At 73.6% G+C, this 23,821-nt stretch carries 23 protein-coding genes; 14 read left to right on the top strand and 9 right to left on the bottom strand.

Annotated elements, in window-relative coordinates; translation table 11 throughout:
- Positions 1-6 precede the first annotated feature (6 nt).
- From CLT75_RS23555 to CLT75_RS23540, 4 genes are read right to left on the bottom strand one after another with little or no spacing between them, the layout of a single operon-like run.
- Entirely contained in the window at positions 7-1,212 is a 1,206-nt protein-coding gene (locus CLT75_RS23555) for a hypothetical protein (RefSeq protein ID WP_135242504.1), read from the bottom strand.
- On the bottom strand, positions 1,212-2,696 hold the full coding sequence (locus CLT75_RS23550) for an O-antigen ligase family protein (protein ID WP_135242503.1): 1,485 nt from the start codon (positions 2,694-2,696) through the stop codon (positions 1,212-1,214). Before CLT75_RS23550 ends, CLT75_RS23555 begins: the two co-directional genes overlap by 1 nt.
- Positions 2,693-3,700 carry a DUF3048 C-terminal domain-containing protein gene (locus tag CLT75_RS23545; protein WP_135242502.1) on the bottom strand — a complete coding sequence of 336 codons (1,008 nt, stop codon included), beginning with the start codon at positions 3,698-3,700 and terminating at the stop codon, positions 2,693-2,695. Before CLT75_RS23545 ends, CLT75_RS23550 begins: the two co-directional genes overlap by 4 nt.
- Positions 3,697-5,529, bottom strand: coding sequence for a Wzz/FepE/Etk N-terminal domain-containing protein (locus tag CLT75_RS23540; RefSeq protein ID WP_135242501.1), 1,833 nt, complete (start codon positions 5,527-5,529; stop codon positions 3,697-3,699). Before CLT75_RS23540 ends, CLT75_RS23545 begins: the two co-directional genes overlap by 4 nt.
- 500 nt (positions 5,530-6,029) lie before the next feature.
- Between CLT75_RS23540 and CLT75_RS23535 the strand changes: the two genes are divergently transcribed.
- The 4 genes from CLT75_RS23535 to CLT75_RS23520 are packed head-to-tail and all read left to right on the top strand — an operon-like array spanning position 6,030 to position 8,996.
- Positions 6,030-6,506 (top strand): glycosyltransferase family 28 protein, encoded by a 477-nt coding sequence (locus CLT75_RS23535; protein ID WP_013289269.1) that lies wholly within the window; start codon positions 6,030-6,032, stop codon positions 6,504-6,506.
- Entirely contained in the window at positions 6,506-7,087 is a 582-nt protein-coding gene (locus tag CLT75_RS23530) for a glycosyltransferase (protein WP_135242500.1), read from the top strand. The genes CLT75_RS23535 and CLT75_RS23530 overlap by 1 nt, the downstream gene beginning before the upstream one ends.
- The gene (locus tag CLT75_RS23525) at positions 7,084-8,085 is read left to right on the top strand and encodes a sulfotransferase family protein (RefSeq protein ID WP_135242499.1); all 1,002 of its coding nucleotides are present in this window, start codon (positions 7,084-7,086) and stop codon (positions 8,083-8,085) included. The genes CLT75_RS23530 and CLT75_RS23525 overlap by 4 nt, the downstream gene beginning before the upstream one ends.
- Positions 8,082-8,996 (top strand): glycosyltransferase family 2 protein, encoded by a 915-nt coding sequence (locus CLT75_RS23520; RefSeq protein WP_013289266.1) that lies wholly within the window; start codon positions 8,082-8,084, stop codon positions 8,994-8,996. Before CLT75_RS23525 ends, CLT75_RS23520 begins: the two co-directional genes overlap by 4 nt.
- A gap of 58 nt (positions 8,997-9,054) precedes the next feature.
- Here CLT75_RS23520 and CLT75_RS23515 read toward each other — a convergent pair whose 3' ends face one another.
- Positions 9,055-10,584 carry a glycoside hydrolase family 26 protein gene (locus CLT75_RS23515; protein ID WP_135242498.1) on the bottom strand — a complete coding sequence of 510 codons (1,530 nt, stop codon included), beginning with the start codon at positions 10,582-10,584 and terminating at the stop codon, positions 9,055-9,057.
- Positions 10,585-10,685: 101 nt separating this feature from the next.
- Complete coding sequence (locus tag CLT75_RS23510) at positions 10,686-11,564, bottom strand: 3'(2'),5'-bisphosphate nucleotidase CysQ (RefSeq protein WP_135242497.1); 879 nt, start codon at positions 11,562-11,564, stop codon at positions 10,686-10,688.
- Positions 11,565-11,762: 198 nt separating this feature from the next.
- Here CLT75_RS23510 and CLT75_RS23505 point away from each other — a divergent pair, with 198 nt between their 5' ends.
- Positions 11,763-12,857, top strand: a complete 1,095-nt coding sequence (locus tag CLT75_RS23505; RefSeq protein ID WP_135242496.1) for an aminotransferase-like domain-containing protein — start codon at positions 11,763-11,765, stop codon at positions 12,855-12,857.
- 344 nt (positions 12,858-13,201) lie between these two features.
- Positions 13,202-14,350 (top strand): magnesium/cobalt transporter CorA, encoded by a 1,149-nt coding sequence (gene corA, locus CLT75_RS23500; RefSeq protein ID WP_135242495.1) that lies wholly within the window; start codon positions 13,202-13,204, stop codon positions 14,348-14,350.
- 105 nt (positions 14,351-14,455) lie between these two features.
- On the opposite strand, the gene CLT75_RS23495 is transcribed toward corA, so the two are convergent.
- Positions 14,456-15,313: a hypothetical protein gene (locus CLT75_RS23495; protein ID WP_135242494.1), complete on the bottom strand. Its 858-nt coding sequence runs from the start codon at positions 15,311-15,313 to the stop codon at positions 14,456-14,458.
- An 84-nt stretch (positions 15,314-15,397) separates the two neighbouring features.
- Between CLT75_RS23495 and CLT75_RS23490 the strand changes: the two genes are divergently transcribed.
- Complete coding sequence (locus tag CLT75_RS23490; protein ID WP_013289260.1) at positions 15,398-15,928, top strand: peptidylprolyl isomerase; 531 nt, start codon at positions 15,398-15,400, stop codon at positions 15,926-15,928.
- Positions 15,929-15,953: 25 nt separating this feature from the next.
- Positions 15,954-16,895, top strand: a complete 942-nt coding sequence (locus tag CLT75_RS23485) for a rhomboid family intramembrane serine protease (RefSeq protein WP_167796951.1) — start codon at positions 15,954-15,956, stop codon at positions 16,893-16,895.
- Between the two features lie 3 nt (positions 16,896-16,898).
- On the opposite strand, the gene CLT75_RS23480 is transcribed toward CLT75_RS23485, so the two are convergent.
- Positions 16,899-17,330 carry a PH domain-containing protein gene (locus tag CLT75_RS23480; protein WP_030272641.1) on the bottom strand — a complete coding sequence of 144 codons (432 nt, stop codon included), beginning with the start codon at positions 17,328-17,330 and terminating at the stop codon, positions 16,899-16,901.
- Between the two features lie 99 nt (positions 17,331-17,429).
- Between CLT75_RS23480 and CLT75_RS23475 the strand changes: the two genes are divergently transcribed.
- The 6 genes from CLT75_RS23475 (at position 17,430) to CLT75_RS23450 (ending at position 22,870) form a co-directional block, all read left to right on the top strand.
- Complete coding sequence (locus CLT75_RS23475; protein ID WP_135242493.1) at positions 17,430-18,602, top strand: acetyl-CoA C-acyltransferase; 1,173 nt, start codon at positions 17,430-17,432, stop codon at positions 18,600-18,602.
- A 109-nt stretch (positions 18,603-18,711) separates the two neighbouring features.
- The gene (locus CLT75_RS23470) at positions 18,712-19,224 is read left to right on the top strand and encodes a hypothetical protein (RefSeq protein WP_013289256.1); all 513 of its coding nucleotides are present in this window, start codon (positions 18,712-18,714) and stop codon (positions 19,222-19,224) included.
- Between the two features lie 68 nt (positions 19,225-19,292).
- Complete coding sequence (locus CLT75_RS23465; RefSeq protein WP_030499376.1) at positions 19,293-19,976, top strand: response regulator transcription factor; 684 nt, start codon at positions 19,293-19,295, stop codon at positions 19,974-19,976.
- 16 nt (positions 19,977-19,992) lie between these two features.
- Positions 19,993-21,435, top strand: coding sequence for a sensor histidine kinase (locus tag CLT75_RS23460; RefSeq protein ID WP_486485363.1), 1,443 nt, complete (start codon positions 19,993-19,995; stop codon positions 21,433-21,435).
- 57 nt (positions 21,436-21,492) lie between these two features.
- Complete coding sequence (locus CLT75_RS23455; RefSeq protein ID WP_135242491.1) at positions 21,493-22,080, top strand: hypothetical protein; 588 nt, start codon at positions 21,493-21,495, stop codon at positions 22,078-22,080.
- A gap of 79 nt (positions 22,081-22,159) precedes the next feature.
- A complete protein-coding gene (locus tag CLT75_RS23450) occupies positions 22,160-22,870 on the top strand; it encodes a glycosyltransferase family 2 protein (protein WP_135242490.1) in 711 nt (236 codons plus the stop codon).
- Between the two features lie 70 nt (positions 22,871-22,940).
- On the opposite strand, the gene CLT75_RS23445 is transcribed toward CLT75_RS23450, so the two are convergent.
- Positions 22,941-23,816 (bottom strand): transketolase, encoded by an 876-nt coding sequence (locus tag CLT75_RS23445; RefSeq protein WP_167797012.1) that lies wholly within the window; start codon positions 23,814-23,816, stop codon positions 22,941-22,943.
- Positions 23,817-23,821 lie beyond the last annotated feature (5 nt).

Here is a 23,821-nt window from a genome sequence, read left to right as displayed (position 1 = left end):
TCACTCTCACCCGGCCCGGCGGGCCAGGTGTTCCTCGACGGCGGGCAGCAGCCAGGTGTCGACGTGCCCCAGTCGCGCACCCGCCTCCGCCTGCCGGTCCCGCAGGTAGCGCGCCGCCAGCTCCACCAGGTAGAGCACGGCGACCAGATCGGCGCCCCCACCGGTCTGGTCGAACGGCGCCAGGGTGGCCTCGGCGCCGGTGATCAGCGTGCGGGCCGCCTCGACCGGTTCCACCCCGTCGTGGCTCATCGCGCCCTGCACCGCGAGGTGCAGCGCGTCGTACCCGGCCGGCACGTCCGCCTCGAACCGTTCCCAGTCCCAGACCAGCACCCGGCCGTCGGCGAGTACCGCGCTGTTGCCGCCGTTCCAGTCCCCGTGCCAGGCGCCGAAGGCCACCATCGGGTCGGCGTCCGCGACGGACTTCAGCGCCGCGCGCAGCCGCCCGGCCTCCGGCCGGGGCCCGAGCGCGTCCACCGCGGCGGTGAGCCGGGTCGCGTGCCCGCTTGCCGCCCACGACTGCCGGCGTACGCCGAGACAGCCAGCGACCGCCACCATCGCGTCGCGTTCGGCCGCCTCCGCGGCGGCCGGGGTGGCCCGGGGCAGCCGCACCGGCAGCGCCTCCTGCACCAGCAGCGCGTGGCCGTGCCAGTCGCCGTGGTGGCGTACCCCGGCCAGCACCACCGAGCCGAGCGGCACCTCGGCGAGGCGGCGCAGCGCGTCCGCCTCGGCGTGCACCAGCGCGCGGGTCAGCGGGTCGACGCCGAGCTTGGCGTACCCGAGGGCCCGGCCGTCCGGGGCGAGCAGTTGCAGCACCGGCTTGCGGTTCGCCCGGGCCGGCCCGATGTGCAGGCTCACCAGCGCCGGCTCGCCGAGCACCTCGGTCAGGTACGCGTCCAGCCCGCCGCCGTCGACCACCAGCCGGTCGCGGAACACGAGCGGGCCCAGCCCGAGCCGGAACGCGGTGGACAGCCCCTGCCGGACCAGCTTGGCCTTGCGGCCGACCGCCTCGGTGGAGTGCCGGACCGCGCTCGCCGCCGCCCGGCCCGAGCCGGTCGGCACGAGCAGCCGGGGGCGGGACGCCGAGGGCACCACCACCCAGCCGGCGCCGCCGCGGCGCAGGCTGGGCTCGGCCGGCGCGGGCCAGATCAGCCCGGCCAGTTCACCGAGGTACGCGGCGCGGCCGTCGCCGTCCGGGGGTACGCGGAACACCATCAGCTGTCACCGGTCTTTTCCAGTCGGGCCCGTAGCCCGGCGATCGTGCCCTGGGGTGGCGCCGGCGCGAGCGACCGGCGTATCCGGTCGTTGCGGGCCAGCAGGGCGACAGTGATCAGGGCGTAGGCGAGTGTCGCTTCCATCGCACCGTAGGTGAACTGGAAGAAGAGCATGAGGATGAGCACGAGCGTGCCGGCGATACCGATCGCGCTGTGGTCGCGGCGGTAGCGCCAGATGCAGTAGATGAAGAAGGCGTTGTAGCAGATCGCCCCGACCCAGCCCTGCCCGACGAGCAGCGCCCAGACCTGGCCGTTGCTGCCGAGTTCCCGGTTGCCGCACTGCTTGCAGTCCTCGGACTTGCCGATGGCGATGGACCGGTTGCTGCCGATCAGCGCCCGGTTGCCGCCGTACCCGAGGATCGGCGAATGGTTTGCCGCGGCGACAGCGCCCTGGGACAGGGTGGTCCGGATGTCGTCGCTGTGCCCGTTCTGGAGGCGTTCGTCGAAGGTGCGGCCGAGCGGTGTGGCGACGATCAGCACCCCGATCAGCCCGACCGCCAGGGCGAGCCCGCCGAGCACCACCATCCGGCCGCGCAGCGCCAGCCGCAGCGCGACGTACGCGGCGGCGATGCCGAGACCGATCCAGAGGCCCCGGTTCAGCGAGTAGACGATCGGGAAGATCGCCGCCAGGGCGATCGCCACGCCCGCGGTACGGCGCATCGGCTTGCCCAGCACGACCCAGCCGACGATCAGCCAGACCAGCAGGATGGCGGTGTTCTGGCCCCACGAGTTCGTGTAGGTGAACGGCGCGGACGGGCGGGGCGAGCTGGCCTCCCCCTCGATCACCTGCTGCACCTGGGCGAACTTGATCTCCATGAGCGAGGTGACGTACGGGTGACCGGCGATCGACTGGGGCAGGACGAATCGCAGCGGCGCGACGAACGTGAGGTTCGGGTACAGCGAGCCGATCCAGCCGCCGAGCACCACGACCACGCCCATGAACCCGAACAGGCGGACCATCCGGCGCTGGGACAGCTCCCGCTCCCGCAGGTTGTAGACGTAGAGCATGGTCACCGTCATGGCGACGTAGTTGGCGAGCCGGATGCCCCAGCCGATGTACTTGCCGCTGCCACCGGGGGGCAGCGTGTTCGGCGCGGTGAGGTCGAGGGTGAGCACGGACAGGAACACCCAGAGCAGCAGGACCATCCAGATCCCGAAGCCGGGCGGCACCCGGATCGGGCCCCGCTTGCGCATCTGCACCACCATCGGCACCGCGAAGATGACGAAGACGAAGCTCGACACGCCGAGCACCCACCACAGCGGGTACAGCAGGAAGACCGAGATCAGCGGCCATGCCGTCGGCAGCCGCCACGACCAGCTCTCCGGCCGTACCGTCACCGGCCGCAGGCGGTTCCCGTCCGGCGGCGACACCGCCCCGACCGGAACCGTCCCGCGCGCGGTGCGGGGCGGGGTGGCGGTGCTCATTTCACGGTGACCTTGGCGGTGGTCGGCGCGTAGATCACCCACGCGTTGCCGGGCTGGGGGTGCAGGAGATCGCCGCCGGTGTCGGCGAGCGTGCAGACCATGCCCAGGCCGGGCTTGCGCCACCGGCCCTTCGCGCTGTTCGGCCCGGACACCGCCAGCACCGCGCCCTCACCGAAGACGTTCGCCGAGGGCAGCGAGCGCGGAGACGGGTTGCGGACGTCCAGCGTGCGGTACTCCATCGTCAGCACGATGACGGAGGCGGCGGTCACGGTGACCTTGCCGACCTTGCCGACCCAGACGGACTTCGCCTGGTCGTACCGCCAGACCATCGGCGGGCCGCCGGAGACGGTGACGGTGAGTTCGGTGGCGGGCGCGAGGTCGCGGGCGGCGAGCGCGTCGCCCTCTCCGGCGTGGTCGATCGGCGGGGTGGGCGGCTGGCCGCCCTTCGGGGCGGCCTTGAGCAGCGCGGCGGTCGACGTGTAGTCGCCGGAGAAGGCCTTGCTGTCGTCGTCGGGCGTCACGCCGTCGAGGTCGGAGTTCTCGAACTGGGTGAGGAAGCCGGTGGGGCCGCCGTCGTAGCCGACGAACGGGCGCAGCACCGCGAGCGACCGGATGTCGACCGGCCGGATCTCGGTGACCGGACCGATCTTGGTGGCGTCCTTGGAGTGGAACACGGCGGTCAGGTGCAGCGTGTCGGACTCGGCGAATTCGGCGTAGACCAGGTCGGCGGCGTCCAGGCCGGCCGGGGTGGTCGCGGGGCTCACCCGCAGCGGCACCGCGACCGCCTGGCGGGTGGCGGCGGCCGGGGCGCTCACCGGCGCGCCGGTCAGCGGGCCGGTGGGCAGGGTCGGCGAGGCACTGGCCGACGACGGCGAGGCGGTGACGTCGCCCGGGTCCACCACCTGGACCTTGCCCGGCTTGGGCTCGGGCTCGCTGCACCCGGCCCCGACGCCGAGGACGACGGCGGGGGCGATGGCGGCGCGGAGCATCTGCCGGCGGTTCACCCCAGGTCCTCGCCGGAGTCGAGCGCGTAGCTGCGGCCGTCGCCGTCACCCCGGGAGCGGTACGTACCACCGGTGCCGTTGAGCGGCACCGGCTTACCCGGCATGCCCTGGTTGCCCGGGTTCGGCGGCGGGGTGGCCTTGCCCGGTGCCGGCTTCGCCGGGGCGGGGCGGGACGACTGCATGCGCGGCAGCACCATCGTCGACTCGGCGGACGGGCCGGGGCTCGGCCGGGGCTTGGGCCGGTTTGCCGGTGCCACCGGGGTGCTCGGCGCGCCCGACGTGCCCGAACCGCCCGAGGACGCCGGCCGGGCGGCGCCGGCCGCCGGGACGGGCAGGCGCGGAGCCAGCACGGCACCGATCACCGGCGCGTTCACCTGCTCGAACTGCTGCAGGGCGGCGGTGATCTCGCCGCTGCGGGTCTTGCCCGCCTCGGCCACCATGATCACGGCGTCGACGTACCGGCCCAGGGCCTGGGCCTCGACGGCGAACGTGGGCTGCGCGGTCTCGATGATCACGTGGTCGAAGCGCGCGGACAGCTCGTGCATGATCTCCAGCAGACCGGCGACCGGCAGTTCGACCTCCGCGTCCAGGTCGCCCGGCACCAGCACCCGGAGCTGGCCCAGCCCCGGCACCGGCGCGAGCGCCTTGAGCGGGGGTACGTCGCGGCGCAGCACCGACGCCAGGTTGTGCCGCCCCTCGGCCACGCCGGTGATGGCGCCCACCGTCGAGTCGGGCTTGGTGGTGATCAGCGCGACCTGCTGGCCGGTACGGGCGTACGCGGCGGCGAGGTTGGCGGCGACGAACCCGGCGGCGGAGCCGGCCGAGGCGTCGCAGAGCAGCAGCTGGCGGCCGCGTCCGCCCTGTGCCGGCTCGGGCACGGCGGACAGCAGCACGTTGCGCAGCCGACCCAGCTCGCGGGAGACCCGGTGGGTGGCCGGCAGGACGGACAGCGAGGGCGTGCGGACCGGCAGCTCAACGAGCAGCGGCAGGCCGACCCGGTCGGAGATGTCACGACCACGCCGGATCCGGGTGTCGAGCCGGTCCAGCACGAGCGCCAGCACGATGCCGAGCAGCAGGCCCGCGCCCATGCCGCTGGCGAGGTTGAGCGTGCGGTTCGGCGAGCTGGGCGACTCGGGCAGCCGGGCGTCGGAGATGATCTCGCCCGGGTCGGAGCCGGCCGACACCAGCGGGCTGAGCCGGTTGTTCAGGCCGGTGATCTGGTTGGTCAGGACGCTCCGCTCGGCCTCGGCCCGCTCCCGCTCGGGCGAGTTCGACGGCGCCGCCGCGATCCGCCCGGCGACGGCGCTGAGCTGCTTGTTCAGTTCGGCGATCTGCTGCTTGAGCGCGTTGGTCTCGTTCTCCAGCGTCTTCTGCGCGGTGGCCTTGCGCAGGTCCAGGTACGCCTGGGCGAACGCGTGCGAGCCCGACTGGGCGCCCTCGGGGCTGTTCGCCTCGTAGACGACCTGGAGGATCTGGCTGTTCGGCGGCACCTTGACGGTCACCGACTTGACGAGCTGGTCGGCCCCGGTGTCGACCTTCATCAGCGCCTTGGCCCGCTCGGCCACGACCAGGGAACGGACCACCTGGGCCTCGGTGTCGAGGTTGACCTTGGTGTTGGGGTTGCTCTCCGCGCCCGAGCCGAGCGGACGCACCAGCAGCGACGTGGTCGAGGTGTAGCGCGCCTCCTGGATCTGGCTCAATGCCAGCCCACCGCCCAGGCCGAGGGCCGCGGCGAGCAGCAGGATCCACCAGCGGCGGCGCAGCCAGCCCAGGTAGGCCATCAGGGCAAGACCGTCGGCGTCGCTCTCGGCCAAATGGGGTGAGGGCATCAGAGTCTGTCGCTCCCTTTCGACCGAGCCGGGCAGTCCACGGCACAGCTGGACCTGACCGTGGCCTTGAGTGTCCCCGATCCGAACGACGAGGGAAAGTCTGCTCACGTTCCGGTAAGCCTGCCCGGGTGTGGGCAGCCCGCGTAGAAATGGCCGATCGGCGCTGACCATTCGGCGGGTTTCCCGGTGTCGGGCCCGACCTGTCCCCGGATAAGCCGGCGTCGCCGACGGCTCTCGTGCGGAGCGGTGACGGAATCCTGACACATCTCACTTTCTTCCGGTGGCCCGCCCCGGCGGCGCGCGGCGAACCGGGCTGACCTGGACGGTGGCCGGCGGGTGGGCATCCCAGTGACGGGAATCAAGAGGTGAGCCGACCGGCGCGTCAGGATCCGTCCAATGGCCCCTTCAGTTGCCCAGGGGCGCGCCAGTAGGTTGTCAGGACGCGTCCGAGGGGCTTTCACAAAAATCCGGACGCGTCATCCGCGTACGGGAGGAAGTCTGTGGTGAGCGGGTCAACCGAGGACTCGGGGCAGGTCCTGCTGGTGGGTTCCAGTGGCGGGCACCTGGCCCAGCTCCTGGCCCTGGAACCGTGGTACCGGGATCGGCGCCGCGCATGGGTAACGTTCGACACCCCCGACGCGCGCTCGCTGCTCGCCGGTGAGGACGTGGTCTGGGCGCACCACCCCACCACACGCAACGTCAAGAACCTGGTACGCAACGCGTTCCTCGCGCTGAAGGTGATCCGCCGGCGTCAGGTCGACGCGGTGGTCACCACTGGCGCCGGGGTCGCCCTGCCGTTCGTGGTGGCGGCCCGCATGCGCAAGATCCCGACGGTCTACATCGAGGTGTACGACCGGATCGACAGCGCGACGCTCACCGCCCGGCTCTGCCGTCCCTTCCTCTCCGCGATGCTCGTGCAGTGGGACGAGCAGCGCCGGATGTACCCGGAGGCCACCGTCGTGGGGAACCTCCTCTGATGGCGCACATTCCGCAGCAACGGGACCGGCGTGCCGCGGCGCCGTACGTGCTGGTCGTGGTCGGCACCGACGTGCACCGCTTCGACCGGCTGGTCGGCTGGCTGGAACGCTGGCACGCGGCGCGGCCCGAGGTCCGGCTGGTCCTCCAGTACGGCCACAGCCGCACCCCGGCCCTGCCCGAGACCACCCCGTTCCTCGGCCACGAGGAACTCCAGCGGGCGATGGCCGAGGCGACGCTCGTGGTCAGCCACGGCGGCCCGGCCACCATCACCGAGGCGCGCCGCAACGGCCACCTGCCGATCGTGGTGCCCCGCGACCCGTCGCACGACGAGCACGTCGACAACCACCAGCAGCTGTTCTCCCGCCGTCTCGGCGCGGCCGGCATGGTGCGGCTGTGCGAGTCCGAGGCCGAGCTGCTCGCCGCGCTCGACGAGGGCCTGGCCGACCCGAACCGGTTCGTGCTGGCCGCCGACCCGAACCGCCCGGACCCGCGCGCCGAGGCGGTCGCCCGGGTCGGCGCGGTGATCGACGAGCTGGTGGCCCGCCGGGTACGACAACGAGCCGTCGGGCGTCGCGGATGAGCGCCCCGGATCCGGCGCCGCCGCGGGTCCTCTTCGTCGGCGGCCTCGGCCGCAGCGGCTCCACGCTGCTGGAGCTGCTGCTGGCGCAGAGCGCCGACGTGTGCGCCGTCGGCGAGGTGGTGCACCTGTGGGAGCGGGCACTCGGCGCCGACGAGCGGTGCGGCTGCGGTGAGCGGTTCACCGCCTGCCCGTTCTGGCGCCAGGTCGGCGACCAGGCGTTCGGCGGCTGGGCCGCTGTCGACCGGGACGACGTGCTGGCACTCAAGGACCGCGTCGACCGGACCCGGCACATCCCTCGGCTCGCCAAGGACGCGCTCCCGCCGGAGCAGCTGGCCGACGTGCGCCGCTACGCCGACCTGTACACCCGGATCTACCGGGCCGCGCTGTCGGTGACCGGCGCCCGGGTCGTGGTGGACTCCAGCAAGCACGCCTCGCTCGCCTTCGCGCTGCGCTGGGCCGAAGGGCTCGACCTGCGGGTGCTGCACCTGGTCCGGGACAGCCGGGCGGTGGCGTACTCGTGGGGCAAGCAGGTGCGCCGCCCCGAGGTGGTCGACGGCGAGGACTTCATGCCGACCTTCTCGCCGTTCGAGGTGAGCAAGCTGTGGACCGCGCAGAACGCCGCGTTCCACCTGCTCGCGTCCCGGGCGAAGGTGCTGCGGCTGCGCTACGAGGACTTCACCGCCGACCCGGCCGGCACCGTACGCCGGGTGCGGGACTTCGCCGGCCTGCCGGACGACCCGGCGGCGCTGCGCATCCTGGCCGGGGCCGGCGACACCGGCGCGGCGCCCGAGCCGGCCGCGCCGTTCCGTGCGCACAGCGTCGCCGGCAACCCGCTGCGGTTCAGCGGCGGGCCGTTGACGGTGCGCCGGGACGAGGCGTGGCGGGACCGCCTGCCGCGCCGCAGCCGTGCCGTGGTCAGCCTGGCCACGCTTCCCCTGCGGGTCCGCTACGGCTATCTGGGCCAGCGGGGATCCGACGAGTCCGTGGAGAGAGCATGAGTGGGCCGAGCATCTCGGTCGTCGTACCGACGCGGGACCGTCCGGAGCTGCTGCGTGCGGCGCTCGACGCGATCCTCAGCCAGGCCCACCCGGGCCTGATCGAGGCGATCGTCGTCTACGACCAGTCCGAGCCGGACCGGTCGCTGGAGACCGACCGGGGTGACCGGCGGATCCGGGTGATCACGAATACCCGTACCGCAGGGCTGGCCGGCGCGCGCAACACCGGCATCGAGGCGGCCACCGGCGACTGGGTGGCGTTCTGCGACGACGACGACGAGTGGCTGCCCGGCAAGCTGGCCGCGCAGTTCGGGGCGCTCGACGCGCACCCGGACGGTGCGCTGGTGAGCTGCGGCATCCGGGTCAGCTACGACGACCGTACGGTGGACCGTTCGCTGGACCGGGCCCGGATCTCGCTGGAGGCGCTGCTGCGCGACCGGCTCACCGAGCTGCACCCGTCCACGTTCCTGATCCGCCGCGCCGCGCTGCTCGACGCGATCGGGCTGGTGGACGAGCAGATCCCGGGCAGCTACGCGGAGGACTACGAGTTCCTGCTCCGCGCCGCCCGGTACGCCCCGCTGGTGAACGTGGAGAGCCCGTACGTGCTGGTCCGCTGGCACAAGCGGTCCTACTTCGCGCAGCGCTGGGAGACCATCTCGACCGCGTTGCAGTGGCTGCTGCGCCGCTACCCGGAGTTCGCCACCGTTCCGCACGGCGAGGCGCGGGTGGCCGGGCAGATCGCCTTCGCGCAGGCCGCGATGGGCAACCGGCGCGACGCGGTCCGCTGGGCCCGGCGCACGCTGGCCCGCAACCCGAAGGAGCCGCGCGCCTACCTGGCGCTGGCGGTGGCGAGCCGGGCCGTGCAGGCCGACCGGGTGCTGCGCACGCTGCACAAGCGCGGCCGGGGCATCTGAGCCGTACGCGAGACGGGCGGGCGACCTCGGTCGCCCGCCCGTTCCCGTTCCGCTGCGATCAGGCCGTGCAGAAGGACTTCCACGCCTGGATGCTCGGCTGGTCGAGCAGCCGGAAGTCGCCCTGGCTGACGGTCTGGTTGTAGTACGCCACGAACTCCGGCCGCTGGCCGTTGAGGAAGCTGGTCATCGACCGGATCCAGGCCGCCCGGCCGGCGCCCCCGTCACCGGGCACCAGGTCACTGCCGGTCTCCGCGACGCCCCACGGCTTGCCCAGCGCCTTCGACTTGCTGATCATGGGGCCGTAGATCTCCTGCGGCGAGGCGTACCGCTTCCACTTCTTGCCCCAGTTGTAGCAGTCCCAGCCGAGCGCCTCGATCACGTCGCCGCCGGGGTAGAACGCGTCGAAGCTGCGCCCGGACTTCGAGTCGAGCGTCCAGCACATCAGGATCAGCGTGTTGATCAGCTTGGGGTTGCCGGTCCGGTCGGCCAGGCCGGCGATCCGCTTCCACGCCGTCCGGTACGCCGTCGTGCTGAACGCGCCGCGCTCGACGTCGTCCTCCGGCTCGTGGAAGTACGACCAGTAGACGTTGTGCTCGCGCGGGATCGAGGAGAACCAGGAGGTCAGACGGGAGTCGAACTTGCCGGTGTTCACCTCCTGCGGCGACGCCTTGAAGGACACCACGACGGTCCGGTCCACCACGTCGGCCCGGCTGCCGGACCACGCCGGCGGCAGGCCGGGGAAGAAGATCCGGGCCATCCGCAGCTTGCCGAAGGTCTGGTCGGACCGGGCCAGCGCCTGGCCGAACGTCTCCCCGCTCTGCACACCGATCGAGGCGCCGGGCAGCGTCAGTCGCGTACCGCTGAAGGCCGGCCCGGCGTCGGCGGAGGCCGACGGACGCGCCGAGGGCTTGCCGCCGAGACCCTGGTCGGCGCTCGGCGACGGGCCCGGGGTGCCGGGCGTGCCCGGGCCCATCGAGGTGGCCGGCCCGACCGAGCCGGGCGTCCCGCCGGCCTGTCGTTCCGCCGCGTCGGGTCGCAGCGTGGCCACCGCGACCCCGCTGCCGGCCACGGCCAGGACCAGTGCCGCCGCGAGGGCGACCCGCCAGCGACGACGGGAGCCGCCGGACGACGGCACGGGGACCGGGGCGAGCGGCGGCGCGGGCGGCTGGCCCGGCCCGCCGGTGGCCGGTCCGTGCGGAACGGGTCCGTGCGGAACGTCCACCGGGGGCGGTCCGGTCAGCGTGGCGGTCGCCGTGGTGCCCGCACCCCAGCCCGCCTCACCCGCCGGGCCGGCCTGAGTGGCCCAGGCGTCGTCGTGCGGCTCACCGTGGGGCCAGCCGTTCGTCGTGCCGGGAGCGGCGTCCCAGCCGGCCGGGTCGTGCCCGGGCCGGTCGTGGTGACCGGCGTCGGGCCGGTCACGCTCGGGCCAGGGCAGGTCACCGCCCGGCCGGGCCGGTGGTGGCGGTGGCGCGCTCTCGGCCTCCGGCCAGGGCAGCGAAGGGCCGCCCACCTGGCGCGGAATGTCCTGACCCGGCCACAGGCCGGTCGGCTGCCCGAAGGCATTGTGCGGCTCTCGGTCGGCCGGCATGACCCTCCCTGGCTGTCGGCGGCCCGTGGTCGGGGCTCAGATCGCCACGCATACCTGCCCGACGATAACCCTCATCCACCTGGCCGTACGTACCGTGACACTCAGCCGAACGCCTCACCCTGGTCACCGGTGACGGTCGAAGCGGGCATCTCGACCCCGGTCCGGGCGATCGCGTCGAGCAGCTGGTCGGCCAGTTCGGGCCGGCAGACCAGCAGATCGGGCAGCCGCGGGTCGGCCCGGTTGTAGCGCAGCGGCGAACCGTCGATCCGGGACGCGTGCATGCCCGCGCCCAGCGCCACGGCGACCGGTGCGGCACTGTCCCACTCGTACTGACCGCCCGCGTGGACGTACGCGTCGACCTCGCCGGTCACCACCGCGCAGACCTTCACACCGGCCGAGCCCATCGGCACCGCGGTGGCGCCGAGCATCTCGACCAGCTCGCCGACGAACGCCGGCGGGCGGCTGCGGCTCACCGCGATCCGGATCGGCCCGTCGGACGCCTTCGGCTGCGGGCAGGTGGTGCCGAGCACGAGCGGCGTACCGTCCACGGTGGTCCGGGCCGGCATGCCCACCGCGCCGGCGACCAGGGCGCCGTCCGGGGCGGCGGAGCGCTGCCAGAGCGCCACGTGCACCGCCCAGTCGTCCCGGCCCTCCTCGGAGAACTCGCGCGTGCCGTCCAGCGGGTCGATGATCCAGACCCGGTCCGCCTCGTGCCGGGGCGCGCGCTCGCCGTCCGCCCACGCGCGGCGCGCGTCGGCCTCCTCCTCGGAGAGCACCGCGTCGGCCGGCCGCAGCCGGGCCAGCGCCGCCGTCATCAGCTCGTGCGACGCGCGGTCGCCGGCGTCCTTGAGCGCCTTCGGGTCGGCGAAGCCCTGCCGGTCCCGCAGCGCGGTGAGCGCCTTGCCGGCCTCGGTCGCCAGCCACTGCGCGAACCGCTGGTCGTCGAGCCGTCCCGCCTCGTCCTCGGTCACGAGCCTCATCCCTTGTTCTCCCGGGTCTGCCGCGACCCGTCATCCTTCGGCGTCCGGTCGGACCGGCGCCAGCGTCCGTCGGATCGTAGACAGTCGCGAGGCGGTCTCGGATCCCCCGGACGCACCGGTGGCCCGGCCGGCCGCCCGCATGTTGAACTTCGCGTGTATCGCGGTCGGACCCGCCGGGCCAGGCCCTAGGCTCTGCGCATGACCGCCGAGCAGCTGATCTCGTTCGCCCGTGGCGCGCCTTCGCTGGACATCGTCGATGTCGAGGGGCTCAAGGCCGCCGCCGTCCGCGCCTTCGACGCCGACCCCGCGGGGGTCACCGCGTACGGCACCTCCGTCGGCTACCCGCCCTTGCGGAAGTGGATCGCCGAGAAGCACGGTGTCGAGGCCGACCAGGTGCTGATCACCAACGGCTCGTTGCAGGCCGACGCGTTCCTCTTCGACCACCTGGTCCGCCGGGGCGACGCGGTGGTGGTCGAGCGCCCGACGTACGACCGCACGCTGCTCAACCTGAAGCAGATGGGCGGCGAGGTGCACGGCGTGACGATCCAGCCGGACGGCCTGGACACCGCCGAGCTGCGCAAGCTGCTGGAGTCCGGGGTACGGCCGCGGCTGGCCCACGTGATCCCCAACTACCAGAACCCGGCCGGCGTGACGCTCTCCCTGGAGAAGCGCCGTGAGCTGCTGGACCTGGCCGCCGAGTACGAGTTCACGATCTTCGAGGACGACCCGTACGCGGACATCCGGTTCCGGGGCGAGCCGCTGCCCTCGATGCTGTCGATGGACAGCCGGGGCGTGGTGGTGCACGCCTCCAGCTTCACCAAGACGGTCTGCCCGGGCGTCCGGGTCGGCTACCTGGTCGGCCCGGCCGAGCTGATCGCGGCGATCGCCAAGCGGGCCACCAACCTCTACATCTCGCCCGGCATGGTGGCGCAGGCGATCGTGCACCAGTTCTGCGTCTCCGGCGCGATCGACGAGTCGATCCGGACGGTCCGTTCGGCGCTCGGCGAGCGGTCGGCGGTGCTGGCCGAGTCGCTGCGCCGGCACATCCCGGAGGCCCGGTTCGTGGAGCCGGACGGCGGCTACTTCCTCTGGGTGGAGCTGCCCGAGGACGTGGACGTCGACCGGCTCGCCCCGGCTGCCGCCGAGCGCGGCGTGGCGGTGGTGAAGGGCAGCGACTTCATGGTCGACGGCGGCCGGCACGCGCTGCGCCTGGCGTACTCGGCGGTGACGGCGGACCGGATCGACGAGGGTGTGCGGCGTCTCGCGGAGGCGATGGGCGCCGTGCGCGGCTGATTTTCTGTCGGGTTTCTGACAAAAAGGCCCCGCTGGCCGGTTCGGCACTCCCGCCGGACCGGCCGGCACCCCCACAATGCTGCGAGTGCCGCTCACCTTCTGCCGGTGACCAGCCCGCACGCCGGACGACCGGCCGGGCCGGCGGCACGCCCAGCATCACTCCCGCCCCCAAGGGGTGCCGGGTGGGCCGTGTCGCCCCTCACCCCCCTGACGCGGCCCGGCCCGCCCGGCGCCGCCGCGTGACGCCCGTCGCAACCGCCCGTCCCCCGCACCCGCGCCCGCGCTGCGCTTCCCGCCGGTCGGCGTAACCTGCAAGCCGCAGCTTCAGGGGAAGGGGGCGAGAGATGACGGACCGGGTGGCACGCGACCGAACCGCCGGCACCGACGGCAGCCGGGCCCTGCGCCCCCGCGCCTGGTCGGCCCCGGTACGCGCGATGTCCCGCATCCTCAACGCGGACGGCTCCCCGCGTACGCCCCAGCCGGCCGGCCCGGAACGCAGCGGCATCGTCGACTGCGGGCTGTACGTCGACGGCGAGCGCCGCCCCGGCCGCCCCGGGTACGCCGAGGCCCTGGCCGCCGCCCGGCAGGAGCGGGACGGCTTCGTCTGGCTCGGCCTGCACGAGCCGGACCTGACCGAGATGACCGAGATCGCCGCCACCTTCGGCCTGCACGAGCTGGCGGTGGAGGACGCGGTCAAGGCCCAGCAGCGCCCGAAGCTGGAACACTTCGGCGAGATCGTCTTCCTGGTGCTGCGTACCGCCCGCTACTGCGAGCACGCCGAGCTGACCGAGAACTCCGAGGTGGTGGAGACCGGCCAGGTGATGCTCTTCATCGGGCCGCACTTCGTGATCAGTGTGCGGCACGGCGACGCCTGCCGGCTGGCGCCGGTGCGCGCCGACCTGGAGGCGAAGCGGGACCTGCTGCGGCACGGCCCGTGGGCGGTCGCGTACGCGATCACCGACCGGGTGGTGGACCTCTACCTGGAGGTGGCCGACCGGCTGGAGGACGACCTCGACGTGCTGGAGGCGGACGTCTTCGACAGGCAGAGCAGCGGCCGGATCCAGCGGATCTACCAGATGAAGCGGGAGCTGGTCGAGTTCAAGCGGGCGGTGGTGCCGTTGCAGCGGCCGCTGATCACGCTCACCTCGCAGGTCAACCGCGCGGTGCCGCAGGAGGTACGGCGCTACTTCCGCGACGTGCAGGACCACCTCAGCCGCACCGTCGAGCAGGTGAACTCCTACGACGACCTGCTCAACTCGATCCTCCAGGCCCGGCTGGCCCAGGTCACCGTCGACCAGAACAATGACATGCGCAAGATCGCCGCCTGGGCCGCGATCGGTGCGGTGTGGACGGCGATCGCCGGCATCTACGGCATGAACTTCGACAACATGCCCGAGCTGAAATGGACGTACGGCTATCCGGGCGTCTGGGCGCTGATGCTCGTGGCGTCCTTCACGCTCTACCGTCTGTTCCGCCGCAACGGCTGGCTGTAACCGCCGCGCCACGGCGGGCCGCCGCCGGCCGCGCCACCCCGTACACGCGGAAGCGCCGGCCACGCGGGGTGTCCCGCGTGCCGGCGCTGATCCGACGGTACGAGGTCAGCGGCGACCGGCGGCCTTCGCGGCGTTCTTGCCGGCCTGGACGGCCTTGGTGATGTCGTCGGCCGGGCGGCCGGAGACGTCCCGGGCGCCCTCGGCGACGGAGGGGACCTGGTCGGTCGGGTGGATCACCGGCTGGCTGCCGGAGGTGGCGGTCGACGCGCTGCTGCCCTTGGCCACCGCCGAGGAGCCGGCGCCGGTCGGACCGGCCTGCGTCACCTTCGCGCTCGCGTCCGGGGTATCCACCACGATCGTGTCCACGTCCTCCCGCATCGGCTCCAGCTTGTCGCGACCGGTCGCGCCGAGCGTGCCCGTCGCGCCGAGCGTGCCCGTCGCGCCGAGCGTGCCGGTCGGGTCGTACTCGGCCCACTCCTGCTGCTCGCGGCGGCGGCGCATGGCCATCGCACCGGCCAGGCCGGCGACGGTGCCGGCCACCAGCAGGCCCGCGGTCATGCCCCGCGACCTGCGCTGCTTCTTCTTTCCGGCCTTCATGTTCTTCGCCTTCTTCGTCATCGCGGACTGCTTCGCGGCCATCACCTTGCGGCCGCTCGACGCCTTGCCGGCGGCCTCGACCCGGGCGTTGCGCACGGCCAGCAGCACCGGCGCGAGCGCCGCGGCGGTCGACGCGAACCCGCTGGACGCGCGGTCCCGGACCAGGACCGCGGTCGGTGCGACGGCGACCCGGGCTGCCTGGACCCGCGGGCCGACAGTGGCGCCGGCACCCTTCGCCGCGTGCGTGGCGGCTTGCCTCAGGTGACCGATGCCCTGGTTCAACTCGACCTTCGCGAGCTGGCCCTGGGTCTTTCGCCGCCCGATTCCAAACACGGTCCCACCTCCTGGGAGTTGTTCCTTCGTCATCCTCCACCTTCGAATGCCTCCGCATGGCCAGATCGGGCACATGGGAGGATCCGCAAGGAACTGAACTACGAGTGAGGAGTACCCGTGGCCGAGGCTGTCTACGCCACCTTGCACACCAACGCCGGCCCGATCCGGCTGGAGCTCTTCCCGAACCACGCGCCGAAGACCGTCCGCAACTTCGTGGAGCTGGCCGAGGGCACCCGGGAGTACATCGACCCGCGTACCGGTCAGCCGGGCAGCGGGCCGTACTACGACGGCACCGTCTCGCACCGCGTGATCAGCGGTTTCATGATTCAGATGGGCGACCCGACCGGCACCGGCCGCGGTGGCCCGGGCTACAAGTTCGCCGACGAGTTCCACCCCGAGCTGCGCTTCGACCGGCCGTACCTGCTGGCGATGGCGAACGCCGGGCCGGGCACCAACGGTTCGCAGTTCTTCATCACGGTGTCGCCCACGCCACACCTGAACAACCGGCACACCATCTTCGGCCAGGTGGCCGACGAGCAGTCCGCGAAGGTGGTCGACTCGATCGCCAACACCCCGACCGGCCCGAGCGACCGGCCGATCCAGGACGTGGTGATCGAGCGGGTCGAGATCGAGCACAAGCAGTCCTGAGCGGCACGCGGGTACCTTTGCTCGCATGACTGAGCGCTCCGGCCAGCCAGGCGACGCCACCGGGGGTCCGGTGCCGACCACTCCGGTCTGCTACCGGCACCCCGACCGGGAGACCTACATCCGGTGCAGTCGATGCGATCGGCCGATCTGCACCGAGTGCATGCGGGACGCCTCCGTCGGCCACCAGTGCCCGGAGTGCGTCGCCGAGGGCCGCCGCAGCGTGCGGCCGGCGCGTACCGCCTTCGGTGGCGGTGCCGCCGGCCGCCAGGGCAACGTCACGAAGGCGCTGATCGCGCTGAACGTGGTGATGATGCTGCTGTCCATCCTCTCGGCCCGCAGCGGGACCGCGGTGGCCGGCGGTGGCCTGGGCGGCCTGATGGGCAACGGGACGCCGCTCACCGAGTGGGGTGCGGTGCTCGGCCTGGCGCGCTTCCCCGACGGGCACGTCGGCGGGGTGGCCGACGGCGAGTGGTACCGGCTGGTCACCGCCATGTTCCTGCACTACGGCGTGCTGCACCTGCTGCTGAACATGTGGGCGCTCTGGGTGCTCGGCCGGACGCTGGAGGCGGTGCTCGGGCCGCTGCGCTTCCTGGCGCTCTATCTGCTCGCCGGGCTCGGCGGCAACGTCGCGGCGTACGTCTTCACCGAGCCGAACCGGTTCACGGCCGGCGCCTCGACCGCCGTGTTCGGCCTGTTCGCCGCCGTATTCGTGATCATGCGGCGGCTCGGCCGGGACACCTCGGCGATCGTGCCGATCCTGGTGATCAACCTGATCTTCACGTTCACCGTGCCGAGCATCTCGGTGGCCGGGCACCTCGGCGGTCTCGTGGCCGGCGCGCTGGTGGCGCTGGTCCTGGCGTACGCGCCCCGGTCGCGGCGCACCGTGTTCCAGGTGGCGGGCTGCGCGATCGTGCTGGTCGCGCTGATCGGCCTGACGCTGGTCCGCACCGCCGCGCTGCTCGGCTGAGCCTCAGCGCGCGGGGCGGGCCTCGTCCAGCGCCGCGGCCACCTCGTCCAGCGGGGCGTCCAGGTCGCGGCGGCCGAACAGGTGCAGCGACTCCCCGGCGTCGATCTCCAGCGTCTCGGCGGTGATCCCGCGCCGGCTGCGCCGGTCCAGGCGGATCGCCTCCACCGCGTCCCACGGCAGCCGGCGCCGCCCGGCGAACCCCCGCAGCACGGTGAGCCCGTCCGGGTCGACGGCGAGGCGGACCGGGGCGACCACGTCGCGCAGCGCCCAGGCGAGCAGACCGGCGGCGGCCAGTCCGGCGAGCGCCGGCCGGACCGGGTCCCCGCCGGCGAAGACCAGCCCCAGGGCGACGAGCGCGAGCGCGCCCACCGCCTTGAGCACCGGCACCTCGCGCGGTACCCGCCACTGCCGGACCGGCGGCGACTGTGGATCCATCCGCCCAGCATGCCAGCCGCACCTGCCGCACGCCGGGGGAGGACGACCGGTCGGATCAGCACGTAGGATCGGGGCAAGCGAGGTTACCGGGGAGTAGACATGAGTGACGCGGTCATCGTCGGCGCGGTACGGACCCCGGTCGGGCGGCGCAAGGGCAGCCTCGCCGGAGTGCACCCGGTCGACCTCTCGGCGCACGTGCTGCGCGCGCTCGCCGAGCGCACCGGCATCGACCCGGGCCAGGTCGACGACGTCGTGTGGGGCTGTGTGTCGCAGGTCGGCGAGCAGTCCTGGAACGTGGCCCGCAACGCCGTGCTCGCCGCCGGCTGGCCGGAGTCGGTACCGGGCACCACGCTCGACCGCCAGTGCGGGTCCAGCCAGCAGGCGCTGCACTTCGCCGCCGCGATGGTCCTGTCCGGCCAGGCCGACCTGGTCGTGGCCGGTGGCGTCGAGTCGATGACCCGGGTGCCGATGGGTTCCAGCGTCGCCGGCGGCATGCCGTTCAGCGCGGCGATCCTGGAGCGCTACCGCGGCGTCGAGGGCGTCGCGGAGGACTCCCCGTTGCCGTTCAACCAGGGCGTCGGGGCGGAGCTGATCGCGCAGCGGTGGCGCTTCTCGCGTACCCAGCTCGACGAGTTCGCGCTCGCCAGCCACGAGAAGGCCGCCGCCGCGCAGGACGCGGGGGCGTTCGAGGCCGAACTCGCCCCGGTGGCGCTCGCCGACGGCGGCAAGTTCTCCGCCGACGAGGGCATCCGCCGCGACACCTCGCTGGCGAAGCTGGGCGAGCTGGCCACCCCGTTCCGCGCCGACGGCGTGGTCACCGCCGGGTCCGCGTCGCAGATCTCCGACGGCGCCGCCGCGCTCGCGGTCACCACCGCCGAGTGGGCCAGCCGGCACGGCCTGCGCCCGCTGGCCCGGGTGCACACCGCCGTGGTCGCCGCCGACGATCCGGTCACCATGCTCACCGCGCCGATCCCGGCCACCGCGAAGGCGCTGCGCCGCGCGGGGCTGGGCATCGAGGAGATCGGGGTGTACGAGGTGAACGAGGCGTTCGCCCCGGTGCCGCTGGCCTGGCTGGCCGAGACCGAGGCGGACCCGGAGCGGCTCAACCCCCGGGGCGGGGCGATCGCGCTCGGTCACCCGCTCGGCGGGTCCGGCGCGCGGATCATGACCACGATGCTCCAGCACATGCGGGACAACGGCATCCGCTACGGCCTCCAGACCATGTGCGAGGGCGGTGGCATGGCCAACGCCACGATCGTCGAGCTTCTCTGACCCGACCGGTCGCCGGTGTCGCACCCGCGGGTGCGACTTGCACGTGTGGAAGTTCCAGAAATCGGGCGTGACCCATATCACTCCTGGTCATCGGCTCGTTGGACCGGGCATGGACGTGTTCTCGCGAACGTTCCTTCCGGCCGCCGCCGAGACCGGCCTGGCGACCCAGACCGTCACCCGGCACATGCCGGTGTTCCGCCGGTGCGTCGGCTCCGGCGACGCGACCATCCTGGTCACCCGGTGCAGCCGCCCGGACGACCCGGTGGGCGGCGACTACCTGATGCTTCTCACCCACCGGCGGCTGGTGGTCACCCGGCAGACCCGGGTGCTGCACCGGCTGCGCCTGCACCTCAACACCGAACTGCGCGAGCTGAGCAACGTGACGTGGAGCCCTGACGCCCGCGCGCACAGCGTGGAGCTGGCGGCCACCGCGATCGACGGGGTGCGCGAGCGCTTCGTCCTGCGTACCCACCACCCGAAGCAGGTGTGGCAGCTCGACGCGCTGCTCAACCACGCCTTCCGCACCCGCCTGCGTACGCCGGCCGAGCGGGTGGTGGCGACCATCGGCGAGTCGCCGGCGGGCGCCCGCCCGACGGTGCTGCGGCCCGCTCCGGCCCGCTGACGTCCTCCTTACCTGATCCGAACATTCCCTGACCGGCCGGGCGGTCGCCGGTCGGTCATCATGAGCCGGTGACCACCGCCGCCCCGCCCGGGCTCGTCCTCGTGGTGGAGGACGAGCCGGCCATCGCCGACCTGGTCCGGCTGTACCTGACCCGGGACGGGTTCGGCGTACACCTGGAACGTGACGGCGAGGCCGGGCTGGCCGCCGCGCGGCGCCTGCGCCCGGTGGCCTGCGTGCTCGACATCGCGTTGCCCGGCCTGGCCGGCACCGAGATCTGCCGCCGCCTGCGCGCGGCCGGCGACTGGACGCCGGTCATCTTCCTCACCGCCCGCGACGACGAGGTGGACCGCGTCGTCGGGCTGGAACTGGGCGCCGACGACTACGTCACCAAGCCGTTCAGCCCGCGCGAGCTGCTCGCCCGGCTGCGGGCGGTGCTGCGCCGCACCGCGGGCACGCCCGCCGAGCAGCCCCGCACGCTCGGCGCCGTCACGCTCGACCCGGCCCGCCGCACGGTGACCGCCGCCGGTACGCCGGTGCAGCTCACCTCCACCGAGTTCGACCTGCTGGCCCACCTGATGGCGCGGCCCGGCCGGGTGTTCACCAGGGAGGAACTGCTGGCGGGCGTGTGGGGGTACGCGGCGCACGCCGGCACCCGGACCGTCGACGTGCACGTGGCGCAGGTGCGGGCCAAGCTCGGCCCGGACAGCGTGATCCGCACCCATCGGGGCGTCGGGTACGCCGCCGATGCCTGAGCCGCCCACAGTGCCGATGCCGCCCACAGTGCCGACGCAGCCCTCGGTGCCGACGCCGCCCACCGGTCCGGTCCGGCCCGGCCGTCGCCCCGGGCGGACGCTCACCGCGCGCGCCGTGCTCGCCACCTGCGCGGTGGCGCTGGTGTCGGTGCTCGTCACCGCGCTCGTCGCGGTGCCCCTCGCGGTACGCGGCGCGGAACGCCGGGACCAGGAGGCGCTCGCCGCCCAGGCCCGGCTCGCCGCCGACGTGCTCCGGGTCCGGCCGGTACGCCAGCGCGACGGCGCCGGGGACCGGCTCATCCGGCAACTGCGCCAGCAGCAGATCGAGGTGTACGTGATCCGGGACGGCCGGGCCGACCGTCCGGGCCTGCCCCGGCCGCTCGTGACACGGGTGGCCGGTGGCGAGAACGTCTCCGGCCGGCGGCTTGTCGACGGGGAACGCCGGTTGGTCGAGGCGCGGGCGCTGCCCGGCGGGGACGGTGTGGTGCTGACCCGGGCCCGCAGCGCCGCGCCCTGGCGGCAGGTGCTGCGCGGACTCTGGCTGCCGCTGCTCGCCGGGCTCGCCGCCGGGGCGGCCGCCGGACTGCTGCTCGCCCGCCGACTTGCTCGGCCGATCCGTACCGCAGCCACCGCCGCCGCGCGGCTGCGTGCCGGGGACCGGGCGGTCCGCGTACCGGTCGAGCCGCCCGACGAGGTGGCCGACCTGGCGTACGCGCTGAACGGCCTGGCCGCCGCGCTCGCCACGAGCGAGGGGCGGCAGCGCGAGTTCCTGCTCTCCGTCTCGCACGAGTTGCGGACCCCGCTCACCGCCATCCGCGGCTACGCCGAGGCGCTGGCCGACGGCGTGATCGAGGCCGACGCGGTGCCGGCGACCGGCCGGACCGTGCTCGCCGAGGCCGAACACCTGGACCGGCTGGTCCGCGACCTGCTGGCGCTGGCCCGGCTGGAGGCGGTCGACTTCCCCCTGGAACCGGTGCCGGTGAACCTGACCGGGCTCGCCGCCGACGCGGAGCGCGCCTGGTCCGGCCGGTGCGCGGCGCTCGGGGTGCCGTTCCGGCTGGAGACGCCGGGTGTGCCGGTGCCGGCGTACACCGATCCGGGCCGGATCCGGCAGGTGGTCGACGGGCTGCTGGAGAACGCGCTGCGGGTCGTACCGCCGGGGGCGCCGGTGGTGCTCGCGGTCCGCGCCGACGGCCCGGCGGGCGGCGGGGTGCTGGAGGTCCGGGACGGCGGGCCCGGCTTCACCGACGACGACCTGCGGGTGGCGTTCGAGCGCGGCGCGCTGCACGAGCGGTACCGGGGGGTGCGCAAGGTGGGCAGCGGACTCGGCCTGGCGCTCGCCGCCGGGCTGGTCCGCCGGCTCGGCGGGGACATCGTCGCCGGGCACGCCCCGGAGGGCGGGGCCGCCTTCACCGTCCGGGTGCCGCCGGATCCTTACCGGGCTCGAACATCGGCTTGACCGTCTCCTCGCATCGGTGCGGAACGCTCGGGTCGTCACCGCGAGAGAGGACCACTGATGGCACGTCAGCGAATCGTCACCGGCGCCACCGCACTGTTCGCCGCGGCCGCGCTCGGGCTCGCCGGGTGCGGCGCAGCCCGGCCCGGCCCGGCACCGGACGACGCGGTCGAGGTGAGCGCGGCCCTGGGTACGGAGGATCAGGCGCTCGCCGCACTCGGCGTCGACGCCGGGGAACTGGACGTGGATCCGCTGGCCGCGCCGGCGCCTTCCGGCACCCCGAAGGCCGGGCCGGGCGGCGAGGGCGAGCGGGCGAAGCAGGGACACCAGCGGCACCGGGCCCGGGTGCTGCTGCGGCGCAACACGCTGCACGGCGAGGCGGTGGTGCGGACCAGGGACGGCGGCACGAAGACCGTCACGGTCCAGCGCGGCGAGGTGACGGCGATCGACGACAGGTCGATGACCGTCAAGTCCACCGACGGCTTCACCGTGACGTGGACGTTCGGCGAGAAGCTGCGGGTGGTTGAGCGCCGGACCACGATTCGATCGAGCGACATCAAGATCGGTACGACGGTCGGGGTGGCCGGCGCCAAGGAGGGCGACAAGAGCGTGGCCCGGCTCGTGGTCGTACCACTTCGCCAGGAATAGGGTGCCTGGGCTGTCGTGACCTGAGCAATGTGCCAGGCTACGCTATGCCCCGACCCGCCGTCGCCTCCGTGGAGATTCCGTGAAGCTCTCGATCCTCATGCCGGTCTACAACGAGGAAGAACGTATCGCGGATGCCCTCAAGCAGGCATTGGCGGTGGACTACCCCTGCGAGATCGAGCTCGTCGTCGTGGACGACGGCAGCCGGGACGGCACCGGCGAGGTCCTCGGCCGCGTGGACGACGCCCGCCTGCGGGTGATCACCCACCAGCGCAACGCCGGCAAGGGCGCGGCCATCAAGACCGCCGTCGACAGCGCCGAGGGTGAGTACATGGTCATCCTCGACGCCGACCTGGAGTACGACCCGCAGGACATCCCGCGCCTGCTGGAGCCGGTGCTCGACGGCCGGGCGACTGTCGTCTACGGCAATCGGACCTTCGGCAGCCACAGCTCGTACAGCTTCTGGTACGTGATGGGCAACAAGGGCGTCACGCTCGCCGCGAACGTGCTCTACAACTCCTACATCGGCGACCTGGAGACCTGCTTCAAGCTGATGCCGCTGGAGCTGTACCGCTCGCTCCAGGTCCGCTCCCGCGGCTTCGGCATGGAGGCGGAGGTCACCGGCAAGCTGCTGCGCCGCCGCATCCGCCCGTACGAGGTGCCGATCAGCTACCGCGCCCGGGGCCGCGAGGAGGGCAAGAAGATCACCTGGAAGGACGGCGTCGAGGCGATCTGGATCCTGGCCCGCGAGCGCGCCCGCCGCCGCCCGGCCGGTCCCGCCGCCGCGCACTGAGCCAGCGTCGACGGAACCCCGCGAGCCCGGCACGAGCCGAGGTCGCGGGGTTCCGCCGTGTCCGGGACGCTCAGGTGAGGAACGCCTCGACCGAGCGGCGCAGCCCGGTCGCGTCCAGGCCGTGCCAGCGTTCGTGGTCCTCGGCGCTGCCGTAGCGGCGCAGGTCCTTGCGGCCCACCCCGAGCGCGAGCAGCCGGTGCGGCCGGTCGGCGAGCGCCTCCGACACCACCCGCGTCGAGGTGCCCGCCAGGTACGGCTCGACCAGGATCACCTCGGTCCCGGCGAGCGCCCGCAGCCCGGCCGTGTCGAACGGTCGTGGCCGGTGGGTGTAGGCCACAGTGACCGGCCGGTCGGCGACCGCGGCCACCGCCGCGTCCAGCACCGGACCGACGGCCACCAGCAGCGGCGCGCCCGGCCCGGCGTCGCGCACCACGTGCAGGTCACCCGCCTGCGGGTACGCCTGCGCGTTGGCCTGGATGGACAGCCGCAGGTACGCCGAGTCCTGCCCGCACACCACGTCGCGCAGCAGCGGCCGGACCTCGTCCGGGTGCCCCGGCACGTGCACGGTCCAGTCGTGGAGCGTGTCCAGCAGCGCCACGTCCGCCGGCCCGAGGTGGGTGCGTCCCGCCGCCGCCCGGTCGTACGAGCCGCCGATGCCGACGAGCACCGCGCCGACGTCCTGGTGGTCGAGGTCCAGCTTGATCTGCTCGTACGCCCGCTCGACCAGGAACGGGGCGTAGCTGTGCACGATCGGCCGCTGCCCGGTCAGCGCCAGCCCGCCTGCGACCCCGATCATCAGCTGCTCCCGGATGCCGACGTTGACGACCCGGCCGGGGTAGCGGGCGGCGGCCGGCTCGAACGCGGCGGCGGAGATGTCGGCGAGCACTACTGTCGTCCTCGGATCGGCGAGCACCTCCTCGGTGCTGGTGACGAACGCGTCCCGCATGGTGC

It is taken from the genome of Micromonospora sp. CNZ285 (assembly GCF_004637285.1).
This window is presented reverse-complemented; position numbering and strand designations above follow the sequence as displayed.